The organism is Colwellia meonggei (assembly GCF_057537295.1).
Genome location: NZ_BAAJLZ010000012.1, coordinates 26,407 through 51,866 on the forward strand (window position 1 = coordinate 26,407; position 25,460 = coordinate 51,866).

At 38.1% G+C, this 25,460-nt stretch carries 18 protein-coding genes and 1 tRNA gene; 10 read left to right on the forward strand and 9 right to left on the reverse strand.

The genetic code is table 11. The features are described from left to right. Positions 1-72: 72 nt before the first annotated feature. On the reverse strand, positions 73-2,427 hold the full coding sequence (locus tag AC27E9_RS18335; protein WP_487132723.1) for a YgiQ family radical SAM protein: 2,355 nt from the start codon (positions 2,425-2,427) through the stop codon (positions 73-75). Between the two features lie 390 nt (positions 2,428-2,817). Here AC27E9_RS18335 and AC27E9_RS18340 point away from each other — a divergent pair, with 390 nt between their 5' ends. Continuing rightward, a complete protein-coding gene (locus AC27E9_RS18340) occupies positions 2,818-5,283 on the forward strand; it encodes a S9 family peptidase (protein WP_487132725.1) in 2,466 nt (821 codons plus the stop codon). Positions 5,284-5,547: 264 nt separating this feature from the next. On the opposite strand, the gene AC27E9_RS18345 is transcribed toward AC27E9_RS18340, so the two are convergent. Continuing rightward, a complete protein-coding gene (locus AC27E9_RS18345) occupies positions 5,548-6,393 on the reverse strand; it encodes a substrate-binding periplasmic protein (protein ID WP_487132727.1) in 846 nt (281 codons plus the stop codon). Positions 6,394-6,523: 130 nt separating this feature from the next. Next, on the reverse strand, positions 6,524-7,264 hold the full coding sequence (locus AC27E9_RS18350) for a substrate-binding periplasmic protein (protein WP_487132729.1): 741 nt from the start codon (positions 7,262-7,264) through the stop codon (positions 6,524-6,526). Positions 7,265-7,582: 318 nt separating this feature from the next. Here AC27E9_RS18350 and AC27E9_RS18355 point away from each other — a divergent pair, with 318 nt between their 5' ends. Beyond that, positions 7,583-9,079, forward strand: coding sequence for an FMN-binding glutamate synthase family protein (locus AC27E9_RS18355; RefSeq protein WP_487132730.1), 1,497 nt, complete (start codon positions 7,583-7,585; stop codon positions 9,077-9,079). Positions 9,080-9,091: 12 nt separating this feature from the next. On the opposite strand, the gene rrtA is transcribed toward AC27E9_RS18355, so the two are convergent. After that, on the reverse strand, positions 9,092-9,691 hold the full coding sequence (rrtA, locus tag AC27E9_RS18360) for a rhombosortase (protein WP_487132732.1): 600 nt from the start codon (positions 9,689-9,691) through the stop codon (positions 9,092-9,094). A gap of 262 nt (positions 9,692-9,953) precedes the next feature. On the opposite strand from rrtA, the gene AC27E9_RS18365 reads away from it, so the two are divergent. Continuing rightward, a complete protein-coding gene (locus tag AC27E9_RS18365) occupies positions 9,954-10,562 on the forward strand; it encodes a tRNA-uridine aminocarboxypropyltransferase (RefSeq protein ID WP_487132733.1) in 609 nt (202 codons plus the stop codon). A gap of 153 nt (positions 10,563-10,715) precedes the next feature. Further along, entirely contained in the window at positions 10,716-12,416 is a 1,701-nt protein-coding gene (ggt, locus tag AC27E9_RS18370) for a gamma-glutamyltransferase (RefSeq protein WP_487132752.1), read from the forward strand. Positions 12,417-12,510: 94 nt separating this feature from the next. On the opposite strand, the gene AC27E9_RS18375 is transcribed toward ggt, so the two are convergent. Both AC27E9_RS18375 and cysK read right to left on the reverse strand, forming a co-directional pair. Beyond that, on the reverse strand, positions 12,511-12,945 hold the full coding sequence (locus tag AC27E9_RS18375; RefSeq protein ID WP_487132735.1) for a hypothetical protein: 435 nt from the start codon (positions 12,943-12,945) through the stop codon (positions 12,511-12,513). 166 nt (positions 12,946-13,111) lie between these two features. Continuing rightward, entirely contained in the window at positions 13,112-14,092 is a 981-nt protein-coding gene (cysK, locus tag AC27E9_RS18380; RefSeq protein ID WP_487132737.1) for a cysteine synthase A, read from the reverse strand. A gap of 323 nt (positions 14,093-14,415) precedes the next feature. Between cysK and AC27E9_RS18385 the strand changes: the two genes are divergently transcribed. Then, positions 14,416-15,654, forward strand: coding sequence for an RDD family protein (locus AC27E9_RS18385; RefSeq protein ID WP_487132739.1), 1,239 nt, complete (start codon positions 14,416-14,418; stop codon positions 15,652-15,654). On the opposite strand, the gene AC27E9_RS18390 is transcribed toward AC27E9_RS18385, so the two are convergent. The 3 genes from AC27E9_RS18390 to AC27E9_RS18400 form a co-directional block, all read right to left on the reverse strand. Further along, positions 15,651-16,481 carry a substrate-binding periplasmic protein gene (locus tag AC27E9_RS18390; protein ID WP_487132740.1) on the reverse strand — a complete coding sequence of 277 codons (831 nt, stop codon included), beginning with the start codon at positions 16,479-16,481 and terminating at the stop codon, positions 15,651-15,653. The two genes, AC27E9_RS18385 and AC27E9_RS18390, sit on opposite strands and share 4 nt — an antisense overlap. Positions 16,482-16,619: 138 nt before the next feature. Continuing rightward, positions 16,620-18,908, reverse strand: coding sequence for a carbohydrate binding family 9 domain-containing protein (locus AC27E9_RS18395; RefSeq protein ID WP_487132742.1), 2,289 nt, complete (start codon positions 18,906-18,908; stop codon positions 16,620-16,622). A gap of 208 nt (positions 18,909-19,116) precedes the next feature. Next, positions 19,117-21,501: a carbohydrate binding family 9 domain-containing protein gene (locus tag AC27E9_RS18400; RefSeq protein WP_487132743.1), complete on the reverse strand. Its 2,385-nt coding sequence runs from the start codon at positions 21,499-21,501 to the stop codon at positions 19,117-19,119. Positions 21,502-21,776: 275 nt separating this feature from the next. Here AC27E9_RS18400 and AC27E9_RS18405 point away from each other — a divergent pair, with 275 nt between their 5' ends. From AC27E9_RS18405 to AC27E9_RS18425, 5 genes are all read left to right on the forward strand, one after another. Next, complete coding sequence (locus AC27E9_RS18405; protein ID WP_487132745.1) at positions 21,777-22,529, forward strand: DUF599 domain-containing protein; 753 nt, start codon at positions 21,777-21,779, stop codon at positions 22,527-22,529. A gap of 4 nt (positions 22,530-22,533) precedes the next feature. Then, positions 22,534-23,025 (forward strand): DUF2919 family protein, encoded by a 492-nt coding sequence (locus AC27E9_RS18410; RefSeq protein WP_487132747.1) that lies wholly within the window; start codon positions 22,534-22,536, stop codon positions 23,023-23,025. A gap of 26 nt (positions 23,026-23,051) precedes the next feature. Then, entirely contained in the window at positions 23,052-23,786 is a 735-nt protein-coding gene (dnaQ, locus tag AC27E9_RS18415; protein ID WP_487132748.1) for a DNA polymerase III subunit epsilon, read from the forward strand. Next, the gene (locus AC27E9_RS18420; RefSeq protein WP_487132750.1) at positions 23,774-25,162 is read left to right on the forward strand and encodes a TIGR03503 family protein; all 1,389 of its coding nucleotides are present in this window, start codon (positions 23,774-23,776) and stop codon (positions 25,160-25,162) included. The genes dnaQ and AC27E9_RS18420 overlap by 13 nt, the downstream gene beginning before the upstream one ends. Positions 25,163-25,329: 167 nt before the next feature. After that, positions 25,330-25,406 (forward strand) — tRNA-Asp (locus tag AC27E9_RS18425). Positions 25,407-25,460: the final 54 nt, after the last annotated feature.

Consider the following 25,460-nt stretch of genomic DNA (forward strand, 5'->3'; position numbering starts at 1 on the left):
GAGAATGATAAAGACGAAAAAGCCTAGCGAGAATACTAGGCTTTTTTACATTTTATCAATGTCTGATTACCGTTAACGCTGATTGTTACCACGCTTTTTCTTAGTCGGGCTTTTCGGTTTTCTATCATTAAATTGGTTGTCAGAAAAACGTGTTAAGCCTTGTTTGGCTTTTTCGCCTGGCTTAGTGCGTTTACCTGCTACCGGCTTTTTCCCATAGCGTTTCACTTGCCCCGGAGAGGTTTTATTGCCTTGGGCGTTATTTTTACCTTTACCATTATTTTTATAATGTTGTTGATTTAGTTCACCACGGGTTTCATGCGGTACCAAACAACCAGGCTTACTGCCTATTAACTTTCTTGCTAGGCCCATTTTAGTAATCGCTTCACGAATAATTGGCCAGTTCGCTGGATCGTGATAACGCAATATAGCCTTATGCAAACGACGTTGAATAGTACCTTTAGGTACTGGTACAGAAGCACTGTCTTTTTTGATGTTTCGCAGTGAATCCAACTCTGTATGATAAAGCGTGGTTGCATTGGCTAAAGGCGATGGATAAAAGTTTTGTACTTGATCAAGTTTAAAATCGTGCTCTTTTAACCATAGTGCAAGGTTAATCATATCGCTGTCGGTTGTACCCGGGTGAGCCGATATAAAGTAGGGGATCAAATATTGCTTTTTACCGGCAAGTTTTGAGTAATGATCAAACATTTCTTTAAACTTGTCGTAACTGCCCATACCAGGCTTCATCATTTTGTTTAATGGGCCTTCTTCGGTATGCTCTGGTGCTATTTTTAAATAACCACCTACATGATGACTTGCTAATTCTTTAACATACTCGGGATCTTGAATTGCTAAATCGTATCTTACGCCAGATGCAATGAGTATTTTCTTAATACCTTTAATTTTACGTGCACGACGATATAAATTGATAGTTGGCGTATGGTCGGTGTCTAAATGACCACAAATGGTTGGCCAAACACATGACGGCTTACGACACGTTGCTTCGGCTTTTTCACTTTTACAATTGAGTTTGTACATATTGGCGGTTGGGCCGCCTAAGTCAGAAATAACGCCGGTAAAACCAGGCACTTTTTCCTTAATATCTTCAATTTCTGCGATAATTGAATCTTCACTGCGACTTTGAATAATACGGCCTTCGTGCTCTGTTATCGAACAGAAAGTACAACCGCCAAAACAACCGCGCATAATATTGATAGAGGTTTTGATCATGTCATAAGCAGGGATTTTTGCTTTGCCATATGCAGGATGAGGTACGCGCTGATATGGCAAACCAAAGACACCATCCATTTCATCTTCGGATAATGGCTTAGCGGGTGGGTTTAACCAAATAAGTCGATTACCGTGTTTTTGTACTAAAGGCTTTGCTGACGTTGGATTAACTTCTTGATGAAAAATACGTGAAGCGTGGGCATATAGCACTTTGTTATCTTTAACTTGTTCAAAAGTTGGTAAGTTAATGTATGTAGTTTCCCATGGCTTTTTCTTTTCTGACCATGATTTATTTTTATGTGCAGCAGCGCGAAATTCACTTAACTGAATAGGTTGGGCGGTTTTAGTTACATCTTTTGCTAATGACTCTTGTGCGGCATTTACTGCTTGTTCGGCTGATGTAGTAGCACAATCAGGGGATGTCATATCCTGATATGGGCTGTGTATTGGGTCTATTTTTCCGGGCTTGTCGATACTACGTGAATCAATACCTTTCCAACCGGGTAATGCTTGATTGGTTAAAAATGCGCTACCACGTACGTCGGTAATGGTTTTAACATCTTCACCATTGGCAATACGATGTGCAATTTCAATTAACGGGCGCTCAGCATTACCATAAATGAGTAAATCAGCTTTTGAGTCGAATAATACTGACTGACGCACTTTATCTGACCAATAATCATAATGTGCAATTCGGCGTAAACTGGCTTCAATACCGCCAATTACAATAGGTACGCCTTTGTAAGCTTCTTTACATTTTTGTGTATAGGCGGTTACAGCGCGGTCAGGACGTTTACCACCTTCATCATTTGGTGTGTAGGCATCGTCATGGCGCATACGACGCTCGGCGGTATATCGGTTGATCATTGAGTCCATATTGCCGGCGGTAACACCAAAAAATAAATTAGGCTTACCTAATTGCATAAAGGCGTCTTTAGTTTTCCAATCAGGCTGCGCAATAATGCCAACACGAAAACCTTGTGACTCTAGCATTCGGCCTATAACAGCCATACCAAAGCTAGGATGATCGACATAAGCGTCACCAGTCACCAGAATAATGTCACAACTATCCCAACCGAGCTGGTCCATTTCTTTTCTAGACATAGGTAGAAAAGGCGCGGTTCCGTAACATTCTGCCCAATATTTGGGGTAATCGAATAGTTTTGGAGTTACTTTTTGTGTTGACGCTAAATTCATACCATACCTAAATTTAAATTGACTTGTGATATCGCGCACATATACCTACATACATTGCAGGTGTGCCTTTACCATATAATTATTTAAATGATAAATGTCACATTTGTGCGGCGCGCGATTATAGCAAAATTTATCACTAAGCCCAACTTCGACATCATTTGCTTTGAAAAATAAAACGATTACTTTGTTTACAAAATGAAATTTCATCTTATAAAAGCAGTTATTGGTCTTGTTGCACTGCACATACGTTGAAAATTAACTCATAGCTTAGTATAACTAGGCGCCAGAAATATGAATTATAAAAATTAACTCTGTTAATGATTTATTAACACTTATTCAACGGTTTAGATAAATAAACCTATTACCCAACTTAAAATAAGTAAATATCTTATGAAAATACAATTAATTGCCGCTGCTATTAGTTTTTCTTTAGTGGCGTGTGCTTCAACGGAACAAAAAAAAGTTGCATTAGAAAATAATACGCTAGTTGCTAGTAACGTTGTTGCTAATGCTGCTGCCGGTCAAGCAAGCAAAACGACCATCACTTTAGAAAAAATTATGTCTGATCCTGATTGGCTAGGTCGTTCGCCTGAGTCTTGGTATTGGGGGGATGACAGCGAAACCATTTTTTATAAGCAAAAGAGAGTTGGCAATCCGTTACGTGATTTATTGCAAAAAAACTTGGCGACACAAGGTAATGGTGACTTGGTTAAACTTGCACAAATGCATGTGGTTGCTGATAGCAACGCGGTATTAAATAGTGCCGGCACGCATGAAGCATATACTTTTGAAGGCAATGTTTTTGTTAAAGAACTAGCGACACAAAAAGTTCAGCAACTAACCTATACTTCGGCAGTTGAATCATCGGTGATGTTTTTAACTAATGGCAATGTTGCTTACCGCGTTGGTAATATTTTTTATGCTCAAGACTTGAGTAGTCAAAAACTCATAGAATTAGCCAATTTAAAGATGACTGGTGGCGAAAAAGCCAAAAAAGCCAGTACTAGCTACATTGGTAATGAGCAAAATGAGCTAATTGAATACGTAGCTCTTCAACAACGTAATAAAGAATTACGTGAAGAACAAAAGCGTCAATTACGTGTTAAAAATAGCACAGTAACTCAAACCAATTTTTATTTTGGCAAAGGTAACGGTGTAGCTCATGCGAGTTTATCACCAGCTGGTGACAAAATGATTGTTAGCATTGCTCCGGCGAAACCATCACGTAAAGACAGTGATATTATGCCTAACTATATTGCCAGTGATGGCCATATTAAAGCTGAAAAAGTACGTGCACGCGTTGCTGAGAATCGTCAATATGCTGAACAGTTGTATATTTTAGATTTAAGCCAAGGTACAAAAACGCTATTAAGTTACGATAGTTTACCGGGGTTTGATGAAGATGTTTTAGCCGCCGTACGTGAAGAAAACTACGCACGTGAAGGTAAAGAGTATAAGTCTGAAAAGTCGCCGCGTAATATTCATGTTATGCAAGCTTGGGACCCAATTCAGTGGCAAGAAAATGGTGCTCAAGTAGCCATAATGCTAGAAGCTTGGGATAACAAAGATCGTTGGATATCTACTGTTGATTTTGCAGAAAAACAATTAGTTTCTCAGCACCGTTTACATGATGATGCTTGGGTTAACTACACTTTTAATGAAATGGGCTGGTTAGATAATAGCGACAGCTTGTATTACCTTTCTGAAGAAAGTGGTTATGCGCACTTATACGTTAAGCCGGTAAATGGTAAAGCAATGGCATTAACGTCGGGCAGTTATGAAGTTAATGATTTAACACTTTCTGCTGATGAGCAAAGTATTTACTTTAAAGCTAATAAAAAACATCCTGGCATTTACGAGATTTACAAAGTTGATGTAAGTTCTGCGAAAATGACGGCGTTAACTGATTTAGGTGGCATGAATGACTATGCCTTAAGTCCTGATGAGTCAAAATTATTGGTTGAACATTCTGAAATCACTATGCCTCCTGAGCTATACGTTAAAGATATTGCCAATAACACCGACGCTATTCGTTTAACGCACACAGTATCTGAAGAATTTCTTGCTATGCCTTGGGCAGCGCCAAATGTGGTTGCTATTGAGTCATCGCACCAAGAACAGCCAGTATATTCAAAAGTTTACTTGCCAAAAGGCTATGACCAAACCACAGCTAAAAATAAAGCGGTTATGTTCAGTCATGGTGCTGGTTACTTGCAAAACTCACATTTAGGTTGGTCAGGATACTTTCGTGAGTACATGTTCCATAGCATGTTAGTACAGCAAGGTTATGTGGTTATAGATATGGATTACCGTGCATCGAAAGGTTACGGCCGTGATTGGCGTACAGCAATTTATCGCCATATGGGTAAACCTGAAGTTCAAGATATGCGCGATGGCGTAGAGTGGTTAGTAGAAAATGCAAATGTAGATGCCAAACGTGTCGGTACTTATGGTGGCTCATATGGTGGTTTCTTAACATTAATGTCAATGTTTACTGACCCTGATTTATTTCAATCTGGCTCGGCATTACGCTTAGTCTCTGATTGGGCATATTATAATCATGGCTATACCTCTAATATTTTAAACATGCCGGGTGATGATGCTATTGCTTATGAGCGTAGCTCGCCAATTTACTTTGCTGAAGGTTTAGAAAAACCATTGTTAATTAATGCGCCAATGGTTGATGATAATGTTTTCTTCCAAGATACCGTACGTTTAGTTCAGCGTTTAATTGAGTTGGAAAAGCAAGACTTTGAAACCGCAATTTACCCAGTAGAGCCGCATGGATTTGTGCAACCAAGCTCTTGGTTGAATGAATATCGTCGTATTTATAAGTTGTTTGAAAGTACGCTATAACTTACTTATAGCTCATGACATTAAAAAGGCCTCAATAGAGGCCTTTTATGTACAGGATGTACGGTATGTCGCGATCACATGGAAGTGAAAGAGCGTGTATGTACAGGATGTAGGGTATATGGTGGTTGCAAAGATGCAAAGATGCAAAGATGCAAAGATGCAAATATGTACAGACCTCTCTCAGGCCTGCAGTCTTTAGATGTATTAATACACTTACATTTCGAAGTACTGTACTAGCTACAGTTTAGATAGAAACGAGCATTATTATTTTGCGCTAATTAATTTATCCCGCCATTTTTTCCATATGGTTTCGTATGTACCGTCTTGATGAATGCTTTGTAATTGCTTTGCTAAATGAGTAACGGTTTCATCAGCAGTATTTTTGCTACAAGCGAAATAAAAGTTTAATGGTAAGTCCGTGATCTCAAACACCCGCTGTAAGTCATTAATATTTGCACCTACTAATTCTGCACGAAAGCTAATGGTAGTATCGTCAGCAACAATTAAGTCGATTTCAGGTCGTGTTAATAGTACATTCACTAGAGACTTTGCATCATCTAATACATATAAATGTTTATTTTCGAGAAAGCCTCGTTCAACTAAGCCAGTATGACCGATATCATCACGATTAACCGCAATTGTATAATTTTTGGCATCTTCAAGGTTATTGACAGTTACTTCTTTTCCATGTTGTGCCCATATCGCAGTGTTATTGATTTGAGAAATAGGGCCTACCCATTTAAAAAGATTTTCTCTAGATTTTAAGCGAGCAATAGAGAAAATACAGTGGTTGGCTTTCATTTGTGCCAATTTATAGGAACGTACCCATGGGTAACTTTTTAGTGAATAAGCGTAATGGCTTCGCGCCATTGTCTGTTTTATTATATCTACTGCAAAGCCAACAATAGGGGTATTCTCTTTGACAATTTGATATGGCGGGAGGTGTTCTGTGACGATATGAATAACTGGGCTGTTAACTGTATCACTTGCCAATGTTTTTAGTGGCATTGTAAGTAACGCCGCACTCATTAGGGTAGATGTTGCGATGTTTTTCATTCCACTAGAGAAATAGCTGACAACAGAAAAGTTAGTGATGTTACTTTGTCGCAATTTATATACTCCTTATATAACCCAGTACTCTAAACCCTTATACCCATAGTATCATCAAACTTATATTACAAAGTAAAGAGTTTAAAATAGCATGAAGGTTTATACTTTTGCCTTATAAGCTGGTTATGGTTCATTTTTTACTTGGACTATTTAATTTATCTTGCCTTTTATGCCAAATATCTTGATATGTACCATCTAGATAAAGACTTTCTAAACTTTCTGTTAAATCAGCGATAATGGAGTCGTCGGTATGGTTGCTGCAAGCACAGAAAAAGTTTAATGGTAAATCTTTGATTTCAAATACACGTTTAAGCTTTTTCATAGGCACACCAGCAATTTTTGCTCGATAAGTTATTGTTATATCGTCAGCTACGATCAAATCAATTTCAGGGCGGCTCATGAGTAGTTTTACTAATGATTTGACATCATTTAAGACATATAAATGTTTATCGTCGATGAAGCCTCGTTCGGTCAATCCAGTGTGAGTAATATCATTTCGGTTAACCGCAATCATGTAAGCTTTAGCATCATTTAAGGTGTTGATAACAATATCATCAGCTTCAAGCCCCCAAATCACAGCATTGTTGACTTCAGATAATGGCCCAACCCATTTAAATAGTTTTTCTCTTGTTGCCAGGCGCGCAATGGAGAAAATATAATGATTGGTTTTATTTAATGCCAAATTATAACTACGCAACCAGGGGTAACTTTTCAGTGTAAAAGGATACTCGCTGCGTATTAGTGTTTGGGTAATTACATCAACAGAAAAACCGGATAATGATTTGTTATCTGATAATATTTGATAGGGCGGTAAATGCTCGGTAACTAAGTAGATGATTGGCTTTGGCTTATCCTCAGCTTTGATAAACATACTGAATAACATAAAAGTGAAAAATACAATTAAGCTAAGCGATTTTATCACTTTGTTAGAACATACTGATATTTCAAACCCATTTAAACTCAACTATCGTCTCCAATTCTGTACTCGCATAAAGTTAAAAAATTCATACCGTTAATGTAGTTGCAACAGGTATTGATAACGACGTTTTCAATCAATTAAGCTGATTTTTATTTGTGCGATGATGAAATTATAGCCAATATATAAGGTCATCTAACAATAATCAGATATAAACATGCTTATGTTGTTATTAAGTTTTTTGACATAAGAAAAATAATTACTGGGGTAAAAATGGATAATGTTATTGGAATGCTTGGCTACTTAGAAACGGTTTCTGCACTTTTTATTTTTTTACTGGGGTTAACCGTATTAGCGATAATTTACATGTATATCGTTGATAAAACTCAAACTAAGCAGGCCATTCGACGTAATTATCCGGTAATCGGGCGTTTTCGATATTTGTTTGAAAAACAAGGTGAGTTTTTTCGCCAATACTTTTTTGCAATGGACAGAGAAGAGCTACCATTTAACCGTGCGGAAAGAAGTTGGGTCTATCGTGCTGCGAAAAATGTTGATAGAACCATTGCCTTTGGCTCTACTCGAAATTTAGAGCCTACTGGCACAATTATGTTTATGAATTGTGCGTTTCCAACATTAGAAGAAGACGCAGTGCCGCCAAGTACCATTACATTTGGTAAAGGTTGCAAAGTGCCGTATAGCACAAACTCTATATTTAATATTTCAGCAATGAGTTTTGGTGCCTTATCGGCACCTGCAGTTAAAGCTTTATCAAATGGAGCAGCAAAAGCAGGCTGCTGGATGAATACTGGTGAAGGCGGAGTAAGTGAGCATCACCTAGCTAGCGGTGCTGATATTATTTATCAAATAGGTACCGCTAAATATGGCGTTAGAGATGAGCACGGTCAACTATGCGATAAAATGCTAACCCAGGTCGCGTCGAAACCGCAAATTAAGATGTTTGAAATAAAAATGAGCCAAGGAGCCAAACCCGGTAAAGGTGGTATTCTTCCAGGTAAAAAAGTTACTGCAGAAATTGCAGGAATACGTGGTATTGAACAAGGGCAAGATTCAATTAGTCCAAATGCTCATCCTGAAATTAAATCAGTAGAAGATATTTTGACTATGGTTAATCGGGTACGAAATGTAACCGGCAAACCGGTCGGTTTTAAAGCGGTTATAGGTGAATCATTGTGGTTAAAAGCACTACTCGAAGAGATTAATAGGCAAGGTGCGGAGTTTGCTCCTGACTTTATCACCATTGATAGCGCTGATGGCGGCACTGGCGCCGCGCCGCAACCGTTAATGGATTATGTTGGACTACCGCTAAAAGAAAGCCTACCTTTGGTGGTTAATTTATTGATTGAGCACGGTTTAAGAGAACGCATTCGTGTTATTTGTTCTGGCAAATTAATTACACCTTCGAAAGTTGCTTGGGCGATAGCCGTGGGGGCTGATGCAGTAAACTCTGCGAGGGGCTTTATGTTTTCGTTAGGGTGTATTCAAGCATTACAATGTAACAAGGATACTTGTCCAACGGGCATTACCACACACAATGCCAAACTTCAGCAGGGGTTAGACCCTACAGATAAAGCGGAGCGTGTTGCAAACTATCATAAATATATCCAATATGGCATTGGTTTATTAGCGCATTCTTGTGGCGTGAAACATGCGCGAAAGCTTGAACGAAGCCATGTACGTATTATCCAAGATAATGGTTTATCAGTTGCGCTGGATAAACTATATCCTTATCAAAAAGGTAGTGATTAAGCCACAGAGTATTTAATCTTTGGCGTTTTTGGTTAATGTGCAGCAAATTACAAATGCGAGTAGGCCACCGATAGCGCCAAACATGTGAGCGTCGGTAGCAACGCTAGAGTTGATAAGTGCCTCAACATCTGCACTAGCGCCATAGAGTTGCTCATGAACTATTTTGAAGCACACACCAATTAATAATAAGTAACCCGTTTTTTCTTGGTGTTTGATATCCATTAATGCACCCCAAACAAAAAAGCCGTGTAACACCCCAGATAAACCGACATATAAACTAATATCGAGAGAAAACCAGTGAATACCTAAGCCACAAACAAGTGCGCTAACTAGAAATATTAGCCAATAATTTATCTGATTATAATACTGGCCATGTAACGCCCATAACAATGCCACTGCGGCGGCATTAAGCATGAAATGATTAGCGTTAGTGTGAAAGAAATGGCCAGAAACTAGGCGCCAAAACTCATGCTGTGATATTAACTCACGGTTATAGATAAATAAATCGGAATATTGTTGGTCGAAAATAAAAGCACTAAATGCTAAAACAAGAACAATAAGTGGACCAAGAAAATGCTGGCGCTGAGTGGGTAATGATTTAAGTTGTAGCATGTAAATTTATTTTTATTAGGAAGACTGCTAATGATTGACCGCACTTTATCAGCTAGCGATTGTTTAAGAAAGCGCTAGCTGATGAATATTGTTGCATACAAGTAATACATAAGGTTGAGTATTAGTACATTAGCAATAAATATTAATTAATCATTTTATAAAGCCGTTAAAATCGTTATTGGTGGGTGAAAGTAAAAAATGTCTTAAGCTCATTATTAAAGTTTTGTAAACTAACAACACTTTTTGTTTATATAGAATTTTAATGTCTAGAATATTTTGTCAGCAATGCCAGCGCCCCGAAAAAGCGTGTATTTGTGCTTTTGCAGCACCAATAAAAAATAATATCCATGTCGTTGTATTGCAACATCCAAGTGAAGTAAAACAAAGCAAAGGCTCGGTGAGTTTATTGCAATTGTCGTTAGCCCAATGTGAAGTGATTGTTGGTGAATCTTTTGCTGATCATCAACGCCTCGCAGAGATATTCAAACAACATGGCGATAATATAGCGTTAGTGTATCCAAGTGAAAACGCTCAACAGGTAAATTTTCTTGAGCTAGAAAAGCCCAAAACATCTGCGGAATATGATGTGAAAACAATGGTGAAGTGTATTGTTATACTCGATGGTACTTGGAAAAAGGCTTATCGCATGTTTATGCTTAATCCTAGCTTACATAAACTACATCACTTAACGTTACCAAGTGGCATTGAAAGCCTTTACAATATTCGTAAAACAAAGAAAAACAACGCTTTATCTTCACTAGAAGCTTGCTGTCATATTTTAGCTCGCTTAGAAAATAATAGTGCTAAATATCAACCGTTGTTAGAAAATTTTAAAGACTTTAACTTTTTTCAACAATCATTTAGCCAATAACATTTTGTTAAATTAGTTGAGTAGTAAAATTATAGTGTTAATGTATATTAGTAAGTGCTAATGTATGGTTGTTGAACAATGTAACCAAGGGAACCCATGTCAAATTCAGCTACAAAAGGGCTATTATCAATATTATTGCTATCGACGAGTTTGATGGTATTTGCAGTACCAGATAAAAAACGTGAAGACCGAGAGCCAGAAGCAGCGACGGGTATTAATGTAAAACAAACAGTTTACGCTGATCAAGCCATGGTTGCTGCAGCAAACCCATATGCTAGTAAAGCAGGCCTTAATATTTTAAAGCAAGGTGGTAGTGCAGTTGATGCAGCAATAGCTGTGCAGTTGGTATTAACATTAGTTGAACCTCAATCGTCCGGTATTGGTGGTGGCGCTTTTATGTTGCATTGGGACAACAATGAAAAAAATTTAACAACATTTGATGGTCGCGAAACAGCACCTGCGTTAGCAACAACCGATATGTTTTTAGATAAAAATGGTCGCACTATGCCGTGGATAAAAGCAGTCGTTGGCGGCCACTCGGTTGGCGTGCCAGGGGTGTTGGCGGGGCTGAAAAAGGCGCATGATAAATATGGAAAACTACCTTGGAAAGCCTTATTTAACGATGCAATTACGCTGGCAGAGCAGGGATTTATTGTTTCGCCTCGCTTAGAAAAGCTTGTTGCTATGGAGTTTAACCCTGGTATCACTAAACTTACTAACATTAAGAACTATTTCTTTCCCAATGGTAATGCCATTAAAGCAGGACAAACACTTAAGAATCCGAAGCTAGCGGCTGTGTATCGTAGCTTAGCAAAAGAAGGTGTTAATGCGTTTTATCAAGGGTGGATAGCGAAAAAAATAGTCGACGCAGTACAAAACTCTGAAATAGCGCCTGGGCGTTTAACCCTTGAAGATATGAAAAACTATCAGGCACAAGAGTTGCCTGCTGTATGTGGTCCGTATCGTCAATATAAAATTTGTGGCATGGCGCCGCCTAGCTCTGGTGGCATTGCTGTTATTCAAATATTAGGGCAGCTTGAAAAGTTTGATATTGCCAAGTTAGCAATGGCTGATGCTCAATTTTCACATTTGTTTACCCAAAGTTCACGTTTAGCATTTGCTGACCGTGATCGTTATATTGCTGACGGTAATTTTGTTAACGTGCCAACTAACGGCTTAATTGCGCAACCTTATATGGCAACGCGAGGTGAACTTATTAATGCTGATAAAGATATGGGCGCTGCGATTGCTGGCTCACCAAAAGGGGCACTTGCACAAGCGGATGATAACGCCTTTGAACTACCATCAACCAGTCATATCTCGATTGTTGACCAAGCAGGTAATGCTATTTCTATGACCACCAGCGTAGAGATGGGCTTTGGCTCAGCGGTAATGGTTGAAGGCTTTATTTTAAATAATCAGCTGACTGATTTTTCGTTGTCACCAAAAAGAAATGGGCAATGGGTAGCAAACCGATTAGAGCCAGGTAAAAGACCACGTAGCTCTATGGCCCCAATGATGGCGTTTAATCAAGATGGCTCTTTGAAACTTGTTGTTGGTTCGCCTGGCGGCAGTCGCATTATTAATTATGTTGCGCAAACCATGATTGCGGTACTTGATTGGCAACTTGAACCACAAGCTGCAATTAATTTACCAAAAGTCACTAATCGTAATAAAGTCACCACCTTGGAAAAAGGTACGGGTTTAGTGTCGATCAGACCTGCATTGGAAGCTAAAGGGCACAAAGTTGTTGTACGAGATTTAAATAGCGGTATTCAAGCGATAGAAGTCACTAAACAAGGCTTACGTGGTGGTGCTGATCCGCGAAGAGAAGGGCTAGCTATCGGCTTTTAATGTGCAGATCTAAGCATTAAAAAAGGCGCTTAATAGCGCCTTTTTTGTTTTCTGCAATGCAAAGGGGCCTTAACAGCCCACCTTGCCTGGCATACTAAAACGGGTCTTTTAATATTTTATCAATTACCCATTTATCGTCTATTTGCACTAATGATAAACGTTTAACGTCTTTTAAGTGTTCGTCATTGTAATGACCATCAAAAAATACTGTGATCACTGCTTTGTCTTTAAATTGTTCTCGCACTTTAACGCCGCTGTCGTCTGGCTTAATTTCAACTTTGTCATACGACATATTAAATAGATGGCGAGCAACGGCTTTGGTTGATTTGTAATGCATAATAATACGAGATAATTGTGGACTACACACTGAGGCCGCTTTTTTAATGTTCTTTTCGTTATATAGCGCATTAAAGAACTCAATGGCGACAATTTCAGGGTTACCAACGTCACTGATTTTATCTTTATCAGGTTCACCACAACCCGTTAAAGCAATCACGAAAGTTAAAATGATAAATTTTATATAATTCATAAGGTAATGAGGATTTGTAAAAAATTAACCTCATACTAACGTAATTTCGACAATGAAGCCTAATTATTTTCATAAAAGAAAAGACGTGTTCCTTTACGAAACACGTCTTTAAATTTTTACACTACTGATAGTTAGCGATTAACTAACCATTTTTGTTAAGTACCGACTATTGCACAAGCTCTTCATCAGTAAATGACTCAGAGAATAGCGCGCTTGATAAGTAACGCTCAGCAGAGCTTGGTAATATTACCACGATATTCTTACCAGCATTTTCCGGCTTTTCAGCAATGCGCTTAGCTGCAACTACCGCTGCACCCGATGAAATACCGGCAAGAATTCCTTCTTCTTTCATTAAGCGATGCGCCATTGCCATAGCATCATCATTCGATACTTGTTCAACCACATCGACAATATCAAGGTCTAGGTTACCTGGAATAAAGCCAGCACCGATACCTTGAATTTTATGAGGGCCCGGTGTTAATGCTTCACCAGCCATTGCTTGGGTAATAACAGGGGAGTCTGTTGGTTCAACTGCTACTGAAGTAATTGTATGCTCAGCAACTCGCTTCAAATAACGGCTTGTGCCAGTAATTGTGCCACCTGTACCTACACCAGCAACGAAGAAATCAACATTACCTTTAGTATCTTGCCAAATTTCAGGACCAGTGGTTTTTTCGTGAATTTCTGGGTTAGCAGGGTTGTCGAATTGCCCTAAAAGCACAACATTATCTGGATCGGCGTCTTTAATTTCTTGCGCCTTGGCAATAGCACCACCCATACCTTTTGCACCATCGGTTAATACCAACTTAGCACCCAAGGCAATTAATAATTTCCTACGCTCTAAACTCATGGTATTAGGCATAGTTAGGGTGATTTCGTAGCCACGAGCAGCCGCAACAAATGCTAGGGCAATACCTGTATTACCACTGGTTGGCTCTACAATTGATTTTCCTTGTGCTAATAAACCTTTCTTTTCAGCGTCCCAAATCATATTGGCACCAATACGACATTTAACACTGAAGCTAGGGTTGCGTGCTTCTATTTTTGCATAGATGTTAGCACCATTTTCACCATCAATAATGCGGTTTAGCTTAACTAATGGCGTGTTGCCGATTGCGGTAGAGTTATCTTCGAATATTGTCGACATGTTTCGATCCTGTTGTTTCAGTGTTGTGGTTATTACCCCACTGAATAATGAATTATTTTTTGTACTAAAAAAACGCTAGTTAATTGAGTTTAGTCAATACTTTGTAATTAGGTTAACGCTTTGTAGCAGAAAAAGAAGTGATATTTAGATATCTTATATGCAAAAAAGGAATAGATACCTTGTTGTTTAGTCTTAGTAATATAGTTGATAAATTATTATGTCAAGAAATCTTGCGGGTAAAAGCCATTGAATAAATAGCATATGATTGATATCTTTGGCTTTATTATAATACTGGTTGATTGTTTATATGCGAAGGGATGGTAATGACTAACGAACTCAACAATGGCACTGATGATGAAAGCCGCCAGGTTAGCCAGCAAAATATGTCCTTTTTGGCCAAGATGAAGGCGAAAGCACGTAACTTATCACCTGAAGAAACTCGAGAAATATTAACGCCATTTGCGTTTAAAATTGAACAATCATTATTCGGTATTTCACTTGCTTTACCTTGGCGACGAGGTGGAGCATTATTAATTGATTTACTTTTAGTCGCAATATTAAGTGACGCGCCAGGTGAGTTATTAGCGATACTTGTTGCTATTACGTTGTTTCGCCTTGGTAGCAGTAAACGAGCAGCGAAATTTGGTAAAAAACCTGGATTACGGAAGTCAGCGTTAAGAGTTATTGGCGCGTTTGTTGTGTTTGTTGTACTTGTGGATACCTTGCCTGAGATGTTTTCTAAAGTTGATGAATTCAATAAAAATATTGAACAGGCTGAAATAAATCAACCTTTAGATAGCAGTGGCACCGAAGATAATGGTATTAGCAAAGGAGCACTAACAATTGCATCAGCGTTAGCCATTTCACAAAGTGATTGCTCTGGCGAGGCATGTTGGCTGAATTTAAGTACTGATTTAGTCAGTGGTTATGCAGAGCTAGCACCGACTGATGAAGAGTCGCGAGAATTTATCGAATATTTAGTGCAAAAGACATCGGAGCAAACAGAACTTACTCAAGCACAAACGGTGATGTTTATTGCTGCGTTAGAAGAAGTGGCGAAAACGACAAAGGCAGATATTAAAAGTCGTGACGCGTTAGATAGCGTTCCAGATTCAATAAATACAGATGCTATTGAAGATAATACGTTACTTAGTACTAATGATGAAAAAGAGAGCAAACCAGACAATACTCCCGTTTACAAAGGTTTTGCTTGGTTAAAAGGACTAATCGAAGACTTAGGGATTGGCTTTGGTTGGGCAGCGTTTTATTTTACTATGTTTACCGCTATTTGGCATGGTCAAACACCTGGCAAAAAGATGTTTCGCATTCGGGTTATTCAGCTTGATGGCACGCCGTTGTCAGTGTGGGATAGCTTTGGTCGATATGGCGGTTATGGTGCAGGTATAGCCACGGGATTATTAGGTTTCGCACAGATTTATTGGGATCCAAACCGCCAAGCAATACATGATAAAATATCAGCAACAATTGTGATTAACGATACCGAAGAAACGCGAGCACAAGTGGCTAAGCAACTCGGTGAGAAAGCGCCTGAAAAAACTTAACTTACTTTTTTAAAGATAGAGTTTAAAGCGAAGATACGACTGCTAATTGTGCCGATATATTTCTCGATAATTTTATTATGGCGGTTATCGGCAATAAATTTCTCTAGTTGTAGATTAAATTGATTTCTTAATTGTTCGTCGTTAAAGCCAACATAAGCATTAACTTGTGGAATTATGTCATGTCGTTTAATTAATGAAGAATAATTATCAATCAGTGGAAATAACTCTTTACCGGCAAGTGAGCTTTGCTCTTGGTACATTTTTAAAAAGTAGTAAAAAATATAATAATCTAATACTACAATGTCGAAACGCTCCATCAATAATAATTCAGGCAACTTCGACATATTATGTAACTCGGTATAGCTTGTTTGCTCTGTAACTTGCTTAAACTCTTCACCAAAGTAACCTGTCGCGCCCTGAAAACTAATAATCGATAAGCCCTTTAAATCTGCAAAATCATTTATCACTACAGCTGATTTTTTTAATGAAAAAATCATAGGCCGGTATTGAATAAATGCATCGGAAATAAAAATGTTGTTTTCATCGTCTTGAAAAAAGGTAGGTAGAAAAACATCAGCTTCTTTCTTTTTTACCTGCTCCATGGCTCTTTTTAATGGCGAAAACTCTACTGTGACCTTATGTCCCATTTCTCTTAAGATAGTTTTTACAATGTCGATATCGATGCCACCTTTAGTGGCGGCAATCATATGTGGCGGTGCATCCGAGCTAAACATGATTAGGTCACGGTTATTAGCGCTTGAACTTGTTGAAGCAAGTATGGTCATTAACCAAACTGTTTTTACCAATAATCCTTTAAAGGCGAGCATTAAATGATTTTCCCGAGTCGCTATTTAAAACCGTGTTATCAACACTAGCATTTAAAAAGTTCTGCAGTAAGTAGTTAAGCAAATTGCTTAACTACTTCAACATTTCTAAACATTGGTTCTATTGCCTGCTATAGGCAATTACGGTAACCAAGCATAGCTAATTTTGCTATAAACGGTACGTTGATTTCGCTCTAAACTTTTTAAACTATCATCTTGATAACTGCTGTCTGAATAACCTAGGTAAAATACCGTTTGTGGATTAAGTTTGTAGGCATAAATTAGCTGTGTTGACAATCTATTGTCTTTTGCTGAACGGGCAGCAGGATTATTTTCTAAGTTAAAATCAATATCCGTATAAACGACATTAAATTTAAGATAACTGTTGATATTAAATTGATATGAAACACGTAACTCAGTTAGATTTTCAGTATAAACATTAGCGTTTTGAGCTTCTAAGTCACTGTAGGTATGTGAAAACTCAAACTCTAGGTGTTTGTTAACGTTGTAGCTAATGTTGCCGTAAAGTACGGTAATATCACCCAACCTGTCGTTATCATAGTCAATTTTATCACCTATGGTTAACTCCAACTCCGTCGATAGTTGTGCGGTTGGCTGAATAGAGCCGTATATAATTGCTTGGTTCTCTTGAAAGCGTTTGGTATTGCCGTCAATACTAGTATCAATGGGTAAGGTTGAATCTAATTCGTGACGACGTAAGCCAATTTTATCCGCAGCGATGATGGCAATATCGAATATAGAAAGCATAGGGCCGTCAATATTAAAACTACCTTGTAGCGAGCGTTCTAATAATTCGCCGTCTTCATTGTGTAGTATTTGCCATTGGCTACCAAATTTCATTTCTTGCCAAGCACTTTCAGGCTCTCCATAAAAGGTTCGCTTAGCTGAAACTTTGCTTTTTTGATAATCTGCACGAGGCATAAAGCCTAAATCAGCTCGGAACTGTTTGCCGATTTTTTGGTGTTCTGCGTCAAGATTCCAATATTCTGAGTCATGTTCATATTCAAGTTTAAATGCTTGATCGCTAAACTTTTCTTCGTTACCGCTAACAGTCATGCTTGCAGAATCTTGAGTATCGGCAAAAAGCACTTGTACTTGGAATGAGTTTGAATCATCTAGACGAAATTTAGAGTCGATACCTGAAACATAGTTATGGTAATTATCTGTTTGGCGCAGGGTGCTTATTACACCGAAAGATAAATCTTCATTAACGTCATATCGGTATTTTATCGCTCCTGATTCACTTTCTTCTGATAATGAAATGAGCCGAGAACCAGTATTACCTGGCATAATAATATTCGTTTGGGTGTCATTAGTAATGAAAGCACCGTAACTATGATCACCTTGTGTACCAGTGAGTTTTGCACCATATTCGGGATCAGCAATATTACGGGTGTAAACTAAGTCAAAATTACTGGAAAAGTATTCTGAATTTTCCACGAAAAATTGTCTTTTTTCATCATAAAACAGCGAAAATGTTTTATTAACACTTAATTGCCCCGCGTCTGATTCAACGTTAGAAAAATCAGGATTTACAGTAACATTCAGTAAGGTGTTGGCGTTAATGCCCCAGCGAAAATCTATACCAGCATCGACATCGTTATCACTTTGCCAGTCGTCATTACTACTGAAAATGTCGCGTTTTTCATTTCTATTGGCAACAAGTGTTGGCGTTAACATTAAGTTTTTACTAGCCTTAGCGTCTTTAAAACCAGTAATTTCTGGAATTTGACACAACCAGCAGGCGTCGTCACGGTCAAGCTCAATATGCGATATACGCAAGCGAGAATCACGTGGGTATAAACGAATAAGCTCCATGGCCCAAGTTTTAATATCGTTATTATCATCGAAATTTAAAATATGATACGGAATTGCCATTTCTACTTGATAACCATCGGCTGTGACTTTGCCAACTGACTCCCAAATACCATCCCAAGCTGAATCTGAATCGCCGGTCATTTCATTGGCGATACTGTCGTGTTGTACCCCGTAAGGGTTAACGAAGAACTCGTAATTTAAACGACGGTTATTATATGTATCGAGTTTAAAACCGACTAAATCATCACCCCAACGAGTATCTCGGTCACCTAAAAAGCCTTGAATTAATTCTGGGTTTGGGTCTTGTGATATAAAAGCAACGTAAAGGAATTCACCATTTTCTATTACTTTTGCGGTAGTTTTAACTGGGCTTGGCTTGTTATTCCATGGACTGTTAACTATATCTAGTGGCACATCGAGCGCTTGTTGCCAAATGTCGTCGTTTAACTCACCATCAACATTAACACTCTGCTGACTGTGAGGAATGTTGAGTTGCTCCAACTTAGCACTGTTTTCTTGTGCCATACTGGGTTGGACAGCGAACATTACGGTGGTAGCTAATACAGATAAGCTACATTTATTAAACGTCAATTTACCACTCCACTATTATTATTTTTGTTATCGTCGGCGCTAACTTATTATTAGGCAACGATAATTCCTTTCCTTAAATTGTTACAAATTTGCAATGAGTTAGCAATAATAAGTTAAAGCAGTGCATAAAAAAACCACCTTTATAGGTGGCTTTATAGCTGGATTTAAAACTAGGTTAAATGACTCGTTTTAATGAAATTTAGAAAAACTATTTTATCCAAGCATAGCTAAACTTCATAAAAAGACTTCGTTGTTCTTGTTCTAAGTCGTTAAACTCTTCTTCACTATAATGAAAGTCTGAATACCCCAAGTAAAATACCGTTTGCGGATTAATTTTATAAGCATAAAGCAGTTCAGTTGATAGTGTTTTAGAATGACGATCAATATCTTCAGGTTTGCTATATAAATAGTTATTAGGGTTTCTACTGGTATTATTATAAATAACACTTAAGCGGAGAAAACTCTGTACATTAAATTGATAGGTAGTACGTAAGTCGGTTAATCGGGCAATGAAAACATTTTCGCCGTCTGCATTAAGTTGGCTAAAGGTTTGTTTTAACTTTATTTCTAAGTGTTTATTAACATTCCAATTAAGGTTGTTACTCAGGCGTTTTATGTTGCCAAGGCGGTTATTTCTATAATCAATTTGATCGCCCAGTTTTAAGTTGGCATTAATATAAAAGCCTAATATTGGTTTTGTTTCGGCAAATAAGAAGTACTGATTCTCTGTAAATAGCGTGGTGTTGTCTTTGATGGCAATATTGCTCTTATCTAGGCGACTGCCAACACTTTCTCGCTTAGTATAAGCTAAACGAAAGTAAGAGCTGTAACTGGCATCTAGCTGAGCGTTAATATCAAATTCTTTTTCGATTAATTCATTGTCATCATTATGGGTAATGTCCCAATCAGAATATATTCTAAAATTTGTCCACCAGTTCCCCGGCTCTGCATACCACTTACGTTCACCACCTACAACAAACTTGTTATGATCAACACGCGACATAAAACCTAAGTCGCCGCGAAAACCAGCATTTTGACGATTATAAGCAACGCGATATTCCCACTCACTATCACTGTGATAGTAGCCAATCTTAAAAGCGTTACCAGTAAAGCTGTCGTCTTTTAATGTGCGTAATACGCTTTCACTGTATATACAGTCGCCAAATTCACATTTGCTGCTTTGTTCTGGTGTAGAACAATCGGTTGCCACCTGGCCTTCATCTTCATCAATATTACAAAATTGTTGATATAAGTCGTTCGGGTATTCTGTTTTTGAAAATAGTGACTGAAATTTAAATACGTCAAAAGTGTTTAGGCGAATGCGCGCATCTATGCCATTGACATTATTACTATAATCTTCACCTGTACGTAGTGTACTAATAAAGCCGAGTGTAATATCGTCATCATAACTAAAGCGGTATCTTAATGCGGCTGCTTGTGACTCATCGTCAATGGTCGCAATTGAAGATGAACGATTACCCGGAATTAAAATATTGGTGTTTTGATCGTCGGTAACAAATAAACCAAAAGCGTGTTTACCTTCTCGACCGGTTAACTTAGCGCCGTAATTAGGAGCATTGATGTTACGGGTATAAACTAGGTTATAGTCACTGTCAAAATAATCCTGATTATCGAGGAAAAATGGGCGCTTTTCACGATTGAAAAGCGCGAAGGTATTATTTATATTCAGTTGTGCGTTATCAGTTTCCACGGTGGAAAAGTCAGGATTAATCGTTGCGTTTAATAGCCAATCAGGGGTAATCCCCCAACGCACATCTAAACTCGCTTCAGTATTGTTTTCACGCTGCCAATCATCATCTTGTTTTTCTTCTTGTGCACCAAGCACTAACGATGGTGTTATTGTAAAGTTACTACCTTGTTTAGCGCCTTCAAAGCCTGTTGCTGTTGCTATTTGACAAATTTCACAATCGTTGCCACGGTCAAGGTGAATATTTGATAAACGTAACGATTCATTGCGTGGGTAATATCGTAAAAGCTCTAAGCCCCAAGTTTGTTTATCTTCACTTTCTTGGAAGTTTAACATACGTAAAGGGAGCGCCATTTCAACGACATAACCATCTTCAGTAATTTCGCCGGCACTTTCCCAAATACCGTCCCATGCGTCACTTTCATTACCAGTGACTTCACTTTCAATGCCGTCAATTTGTACGCCTAAAGGATTTACAAGAAAGCGATAAGCACTGCGTTGGTCATTGTAGGTATCTATTTTAATACCAACAAGGTCGTCTCCCCACGACTTATCGCGGTCCTTTAAAAATGCTCTAATTTCACTAGTCTCGGGGTCTTTAGCAATAAAAGCTAAATAAAAATAACCCTCAGACTCCATCAATAGTGCTTCAGTGTGAACTGGGCTAGGAATATTATCGTAAGGGCGGGTAACATTGTTGATCAATACTTTTTTTGCTGATTTCCACTGCGGTTCATTTAATTTGGCATCAATTACCATACTGCCAGATATTTTTGGAATATCGATAATGTCGTTATGAATGTTATTCGTTGATGCGGAAAGTGCTAAATAGGGCGTAAATAGCATAGCCAAAGTTAACAATATTGGCTTTTTGGGGAAAAACATTAAAGCTCCATCTATTTGAATTACAAAAAGTTACAAAGATGCCCATATGCTGAATAACCTTGTCTTAAGAGTCAAAATAAATTCGACAGTTAGACGTTTTAATAGGTTAAGTAACTTAGCATAGTATGTAATATACAATTTTAACTTAGCAATTTAATGCTGGGCATTCTATTTATTAACCGATAATAAAATATTCATTAACTTTCGCTCGAATCTTAAAAACTTCTAGAGCATAATAACTTACCTATAGATACCATTATAAGTAATCAAAACTAATGCCATTTTCCTTGCTCGACATCATTGCGTTAAGCTGCTTTTTTATATGTTGGATTGGTTATACGTGGTTTGCTCGTAAAAAAGCAAAAACGACTAATTGTGTTGCGCGTTGTTTGCATCAGCACCGAATCCACTGGATGTATGAAGTCATCGGTCGAGATATCAGGGTAGGTGAGGCGGCATTATTAGCAAACTTAGAGCGTAATATTGCCTTTTTTGCTTCTTCAACATTACTAATATTAGCGGGTGTTTTAACGTTATTTGCTCAGGTTGAGCGTTTAGAGGCGGTGATTGAATCTATTCCTTATGCTGAATTTCCAAACCATAGCATGATTCAATTAAAACTTAGCTTATTAGCGTTAATATTTGTCATGGCATTTTTTCAATTTACTTGGTCAATGCGCCAATATGGCTTTGTTAATGTTATGATAGGAGCATGCCCTTATGATGGCAGTGGCACCAATAAAAACTTGCAACAATATGCAGAGCAAATGGCTGTTGTACAAGACCAAGCGGCTCATTCATACAACTATGGCTTACGCTCTTATTATTTTTCTATCGCGGCATTATGTTGGTTTTTTCATCCTGTTATTTTTATATTTGCTAGCCTAATGGTTGTTCATACCTTGTATAATCGCGAATTTCACTCTAAGGCTGTGAAAGCGATAACTGCGGGACAGCAATTTTTAGAGCATGAAAGGGCGCAGCGCTATCAAGATGTAACCACGACTAAAAATTCGGATCAAATATAGTATTATGAGCGCTAAGTATTACGCTAATTTTTTGCCAAAAGACTTTGATAACTTTGATTGTTTAAAACTTGCGCCAGGTATTTATCTTATTCTACTGTTTGTTTTACGTGCTTATATTGTTTGGATAATGTCAGTAACTAATATGCGCGACCATGTTGGTATTATTCAGTGGATATTTCCACAAACAGCATTGTTTTATTTGAACTTAGCTTCTGGTGTTATTGGCTTATTTGTGGTTTTTGTTATTAGCTTGCGTCGCCCTAATGCTGCTAACTGGGTACGTAGCTGTTGGCAGCATTGTCATTTAATTCTAATTTTTGCACTCGGATTTGATTTCCTAATAACCCTATTAGGTTATTTTGTTTGGCATTTACAATCAATGTCATGGTTATTAGTGCAAGGTGGCGTCGTTATCGCTGCAATAACTTATATAATGTTTAGTAAGCGTTTTGCTATTAACTTAGCTGAATTCCCAGAAACACTCCCTGAAAAGTAACAAAAGTAATTCGTAAGGTATGTAACGTGATTGATGCAAATACACAAGATGAACGATTAATAATACTTGATACCGAAACAACAGGTATTAATTTTCGTGAGGGCCACCGCATTGTAGAAATTGGTTGTGTAGAAATGATCAACCGACAGCTAACCGGTCGCAATTATCATGTTTATGTTAAGCCTATGGCTTATGGCATGCAAATGGTGATGGAACAAGAAGTTATTAATGTTCATGGCTTAACAGACGAATTTTTACAAGACAAACCTGTATTTGAACAAGTAGGCCAACAGTTTGTTGATTTTATTAAAGGCGCTCGTTTAGTTATTCATAATGCCAAGTTCGATGTCGGCTTTATGGATCATGAGTTTTCTATGGTACCCGGCCTGCCAATGACGGCTGATATTTGTACCATTACCGATACCCTGAAAGTATCGAAAGATGAATTTGGTTCGCCAAAAACCTTAGACTATCTCGCCCGCTTTTATAAAGTTGATAAACTTATTGACCGTACTTATCACGGGGCATTAATTGATGCTCAGTTGTTGGCGTTTGTTTATATTGAAATGACGCGTAAGCAGGCAACCTTGAACCTCCAGTCAGGTGATGGTCAAGGAGCAGATGTTAACGCTATTCGTAGAATTGACAAAAACCGTCCTAAATTAAAGGTTTTACATGCAACGGCCGATGAACTAACTGAACATCAAGATCGGTTAGCAATAGTAAATGATAAAGGGGCCACGCCATTATGGCAGGAATAGCTTGGGGTAAAAAAAATTGGAACACAGCAACTAATATGGCAGTAGCTGCTTGCCGGTTGAAGATTCAAATAATATTTAAGCCTATTATTTTTGGTGTAGGATTATTAGGCGTTATTACAACGTCTAGTGTTGCTCAGCAGTTAGAGGGGGATATTGATTATATTAAAGGCGATAACGTTACCAATCAAATACCTTACTTTGATAATCGTTTCCGCATTGATGAACAATTAGAAGAAGTTACTTTTTTATTCTACCGAAAAAGTGGCACACCGCCGGTAATTCTGGTACGTCCTGATGGTTCTAAATTGAAAATTAATAGTGTGCCCAAAGATAAAGTTCAGTGGTTTGATGACCGTACTTTTGACATGATCAAAATTAAGTCACCTATGGTTGGGCCATGGCAAGTTATTGGTAACGTTGCGCCTAACAGTAAAATTATGGTGGTGTCTGAAATAAAGCTTGAGGTTATACCTTTGCCTGAAATTATTTTGCAGGGGGAAACCTTAAAAATGGAAGGGCGTTTATTTAATGGTGAAATGGCCATTGATAATCCGTCTTTTAATGATGTATTAGTACTTGATGTAGATTTTTTTAGCACCAACAATTCTGCCTACGATAACTTTGGTGCTGAGCCAGTTAAATTAACTTCATTTCGAGATGATGGACGAGATTTAGATGAACACGCTAATGACAGCTTATTTACGGGAGAATTTGAATTAGATTTTGCCCCGGGTGAATGGGAGCCAATTTATATAATTAAAATGCCGATGGCAACGCGGGAGTTAAGACAGACACCTGTTATAGTACAAAAAAATCCAATATCTATTAGCGTTGAAACAACACATGATGAAAGTGAAACTCATGTGGTTACTTTTGCTATCGATAATAGTTATATCAATGCTGACAGTGTTCTTATTCAAGGTAAGGTTACATTTCCTGATCGACAAGTTGAACCGTTTTCAGTAACCGAAGGTAAAGGATTAAGTCGTACGTATAATATTGCTTATACTGAGCCTGGCGTACACCGAGTTAAAATTGGCGTATTTGGTGAAACCACAAATGGACGAGAGTTTCGTGCCACAGTACCTGAATTTAGTTTCAATGTTGATCGTATCGGCGGGCCACTAGTACCTACGCTCAATGCAGATGGCAGTTCGCTGAGTTCTGAGCAACAAAATGCGCAAGCAATAGCTGAAGCTCAACTAGCAGCCGAGAAACTTGCACAAGAGCTAGCGCAAGCTAAAGCACAACAAGCAGCTGAAATTGCCGCTAAACAACAAGAAACACTTATCTATATTATTGGTGGTAACACCATTGTTGTTCTCATTGCTGGTATTTTGTTTTTAGTGATGCGCCGTAAAAAAACAAAAAAATAGATTTAAACGAGGTTTTTATTGCCTTATTTGCTGTTAAAAACGTCGGATTGCTTATCAATTAGTCATATAGGCAAATGAATGAAAAAAACTGGTTGACGGCGTCGAATCTTAACCGTATTATTCCCGCCGCATTCAACGAGTTGTGTTGAAAGCAGCGATTAATGTGTGGAGTGGTAGTTCAGTTGGTTAGAATACCGGCCTGTCACGCCGGGGGTCGCGGGTTCGAGTCCCGTCCACTCCGCCAATTAATCCAGAGGTTGTATATCCTTTTAAAATGTACAGAAGCGATTAGTTACGA

Excerpts from the sequence above, each read along its gene's own strand:
- AC27E9_RS18420 (WP_487132750.1), top strand. The coding sequence starts at position 23,774 with ATGGCAGGAATAGCTTGGGGTAAAAAAAATTGGAACACAGCAACTAAT.
- AC27E9_RS18405 (WP_487132745.1), top strand. The coding sequence starts at position 21,777 with ATGCCATTTTCCTTGCTCGACATCATTGCGTTAAGCTGCTTTTTTATA.
- AC27E9_RS18400 (WP_487132743.1), bottom strand. The coding sequence starts at position 21,501 with ATGTTTTTCCCCAAAAAGCCAATATTGTTAACTTTGGCTATGCTATTT.
- AC27E9_RS18350 (WP_487132729.1), bottom strand. The coding sequence starts at position 7,264 with ATGTTTATCAAAGCTGAGGATAAGCCAAAGCCAATCATCTACTTAGTT.
- AC27E9_RS18390 (WP_487132740.1), bottom strand. The coding sequence starts at position 16,481 with ATGCTCGCCTTTAAAGGATTATTGGTAAAAACAGTTTGGTTAATGACC.
- AC27E9_RS18385 (WP_487132739.1), top strand. The coding sequence starts at position 14,416 with ATGACTAACGAACTCAACAATGGCACTGATGATGAAAGCCGCCAGGTT.
- AC27E9_RS18410 (WP_487132747.1), top strand. The coding sequence starts at position 22,534 with ATGAGCGCTAAGTATTACGCTAATTTTTTGCCAAAAGACTTTGATAAC.
- AC27E9_RS18355 (WP_487132730.1), top strand. The coding sequence starts at position 7,583 with ATGGATAATGTTATTGGAATGCTTGGCTACTTAGAAACGGTTTCTGCA.
- AC27E9_RS18375 (WP_487132735.1), bottom strand. The coding sequence starts at position 12,945 with ATGAATTATATAAAATTTATCATTTTAACTTTCGTGATTGCTTTAACG.
- rrtA (WP_487132732.1), bottom strand. The coding sequence starts at position 9,691 with ATGCTACAACTTAAATCATTACCCACTCAGCGCCAGCATTTTCTTGGT.
- ggt (WP_487132752.1), top strand. The coding sequence starts at position 10,716 with ATGGTATTTGCAGTACCAGATAAAAAACGTGAAGACCGAGAGCCAGAA.
- AC27E9_RS18365 (WP_487132733.1), top strand. The coding sequence starts at position 9,954 with ATGTCTAGAATATTTTGTCAGCAATGCCAGCGCCCCGAAAAAGCGTGT.
- AC27E9_RS18335 (WP_487132723.1), bottom strand. The coding sequence starts at position 2,427 with ATGAATTTAGCGTCAACACAAAAAGTAACTCCAAAACTATTCGATTAC.
- AC27E9_RS18340 (WP_487132725.1), top strand. The coding sequence starts at position 2,818 with ATGAAAATACAATTAATTGCCGCTGCTATTAGTTTTTCTTTAGTGGCG.
- cysK (WP_487132737.1), bottom strand. The coding sequence starts at position 14,092 with ATGTCGACAATATTCGAAGATAACTCTACCGCAATCGGCAACACGCCA.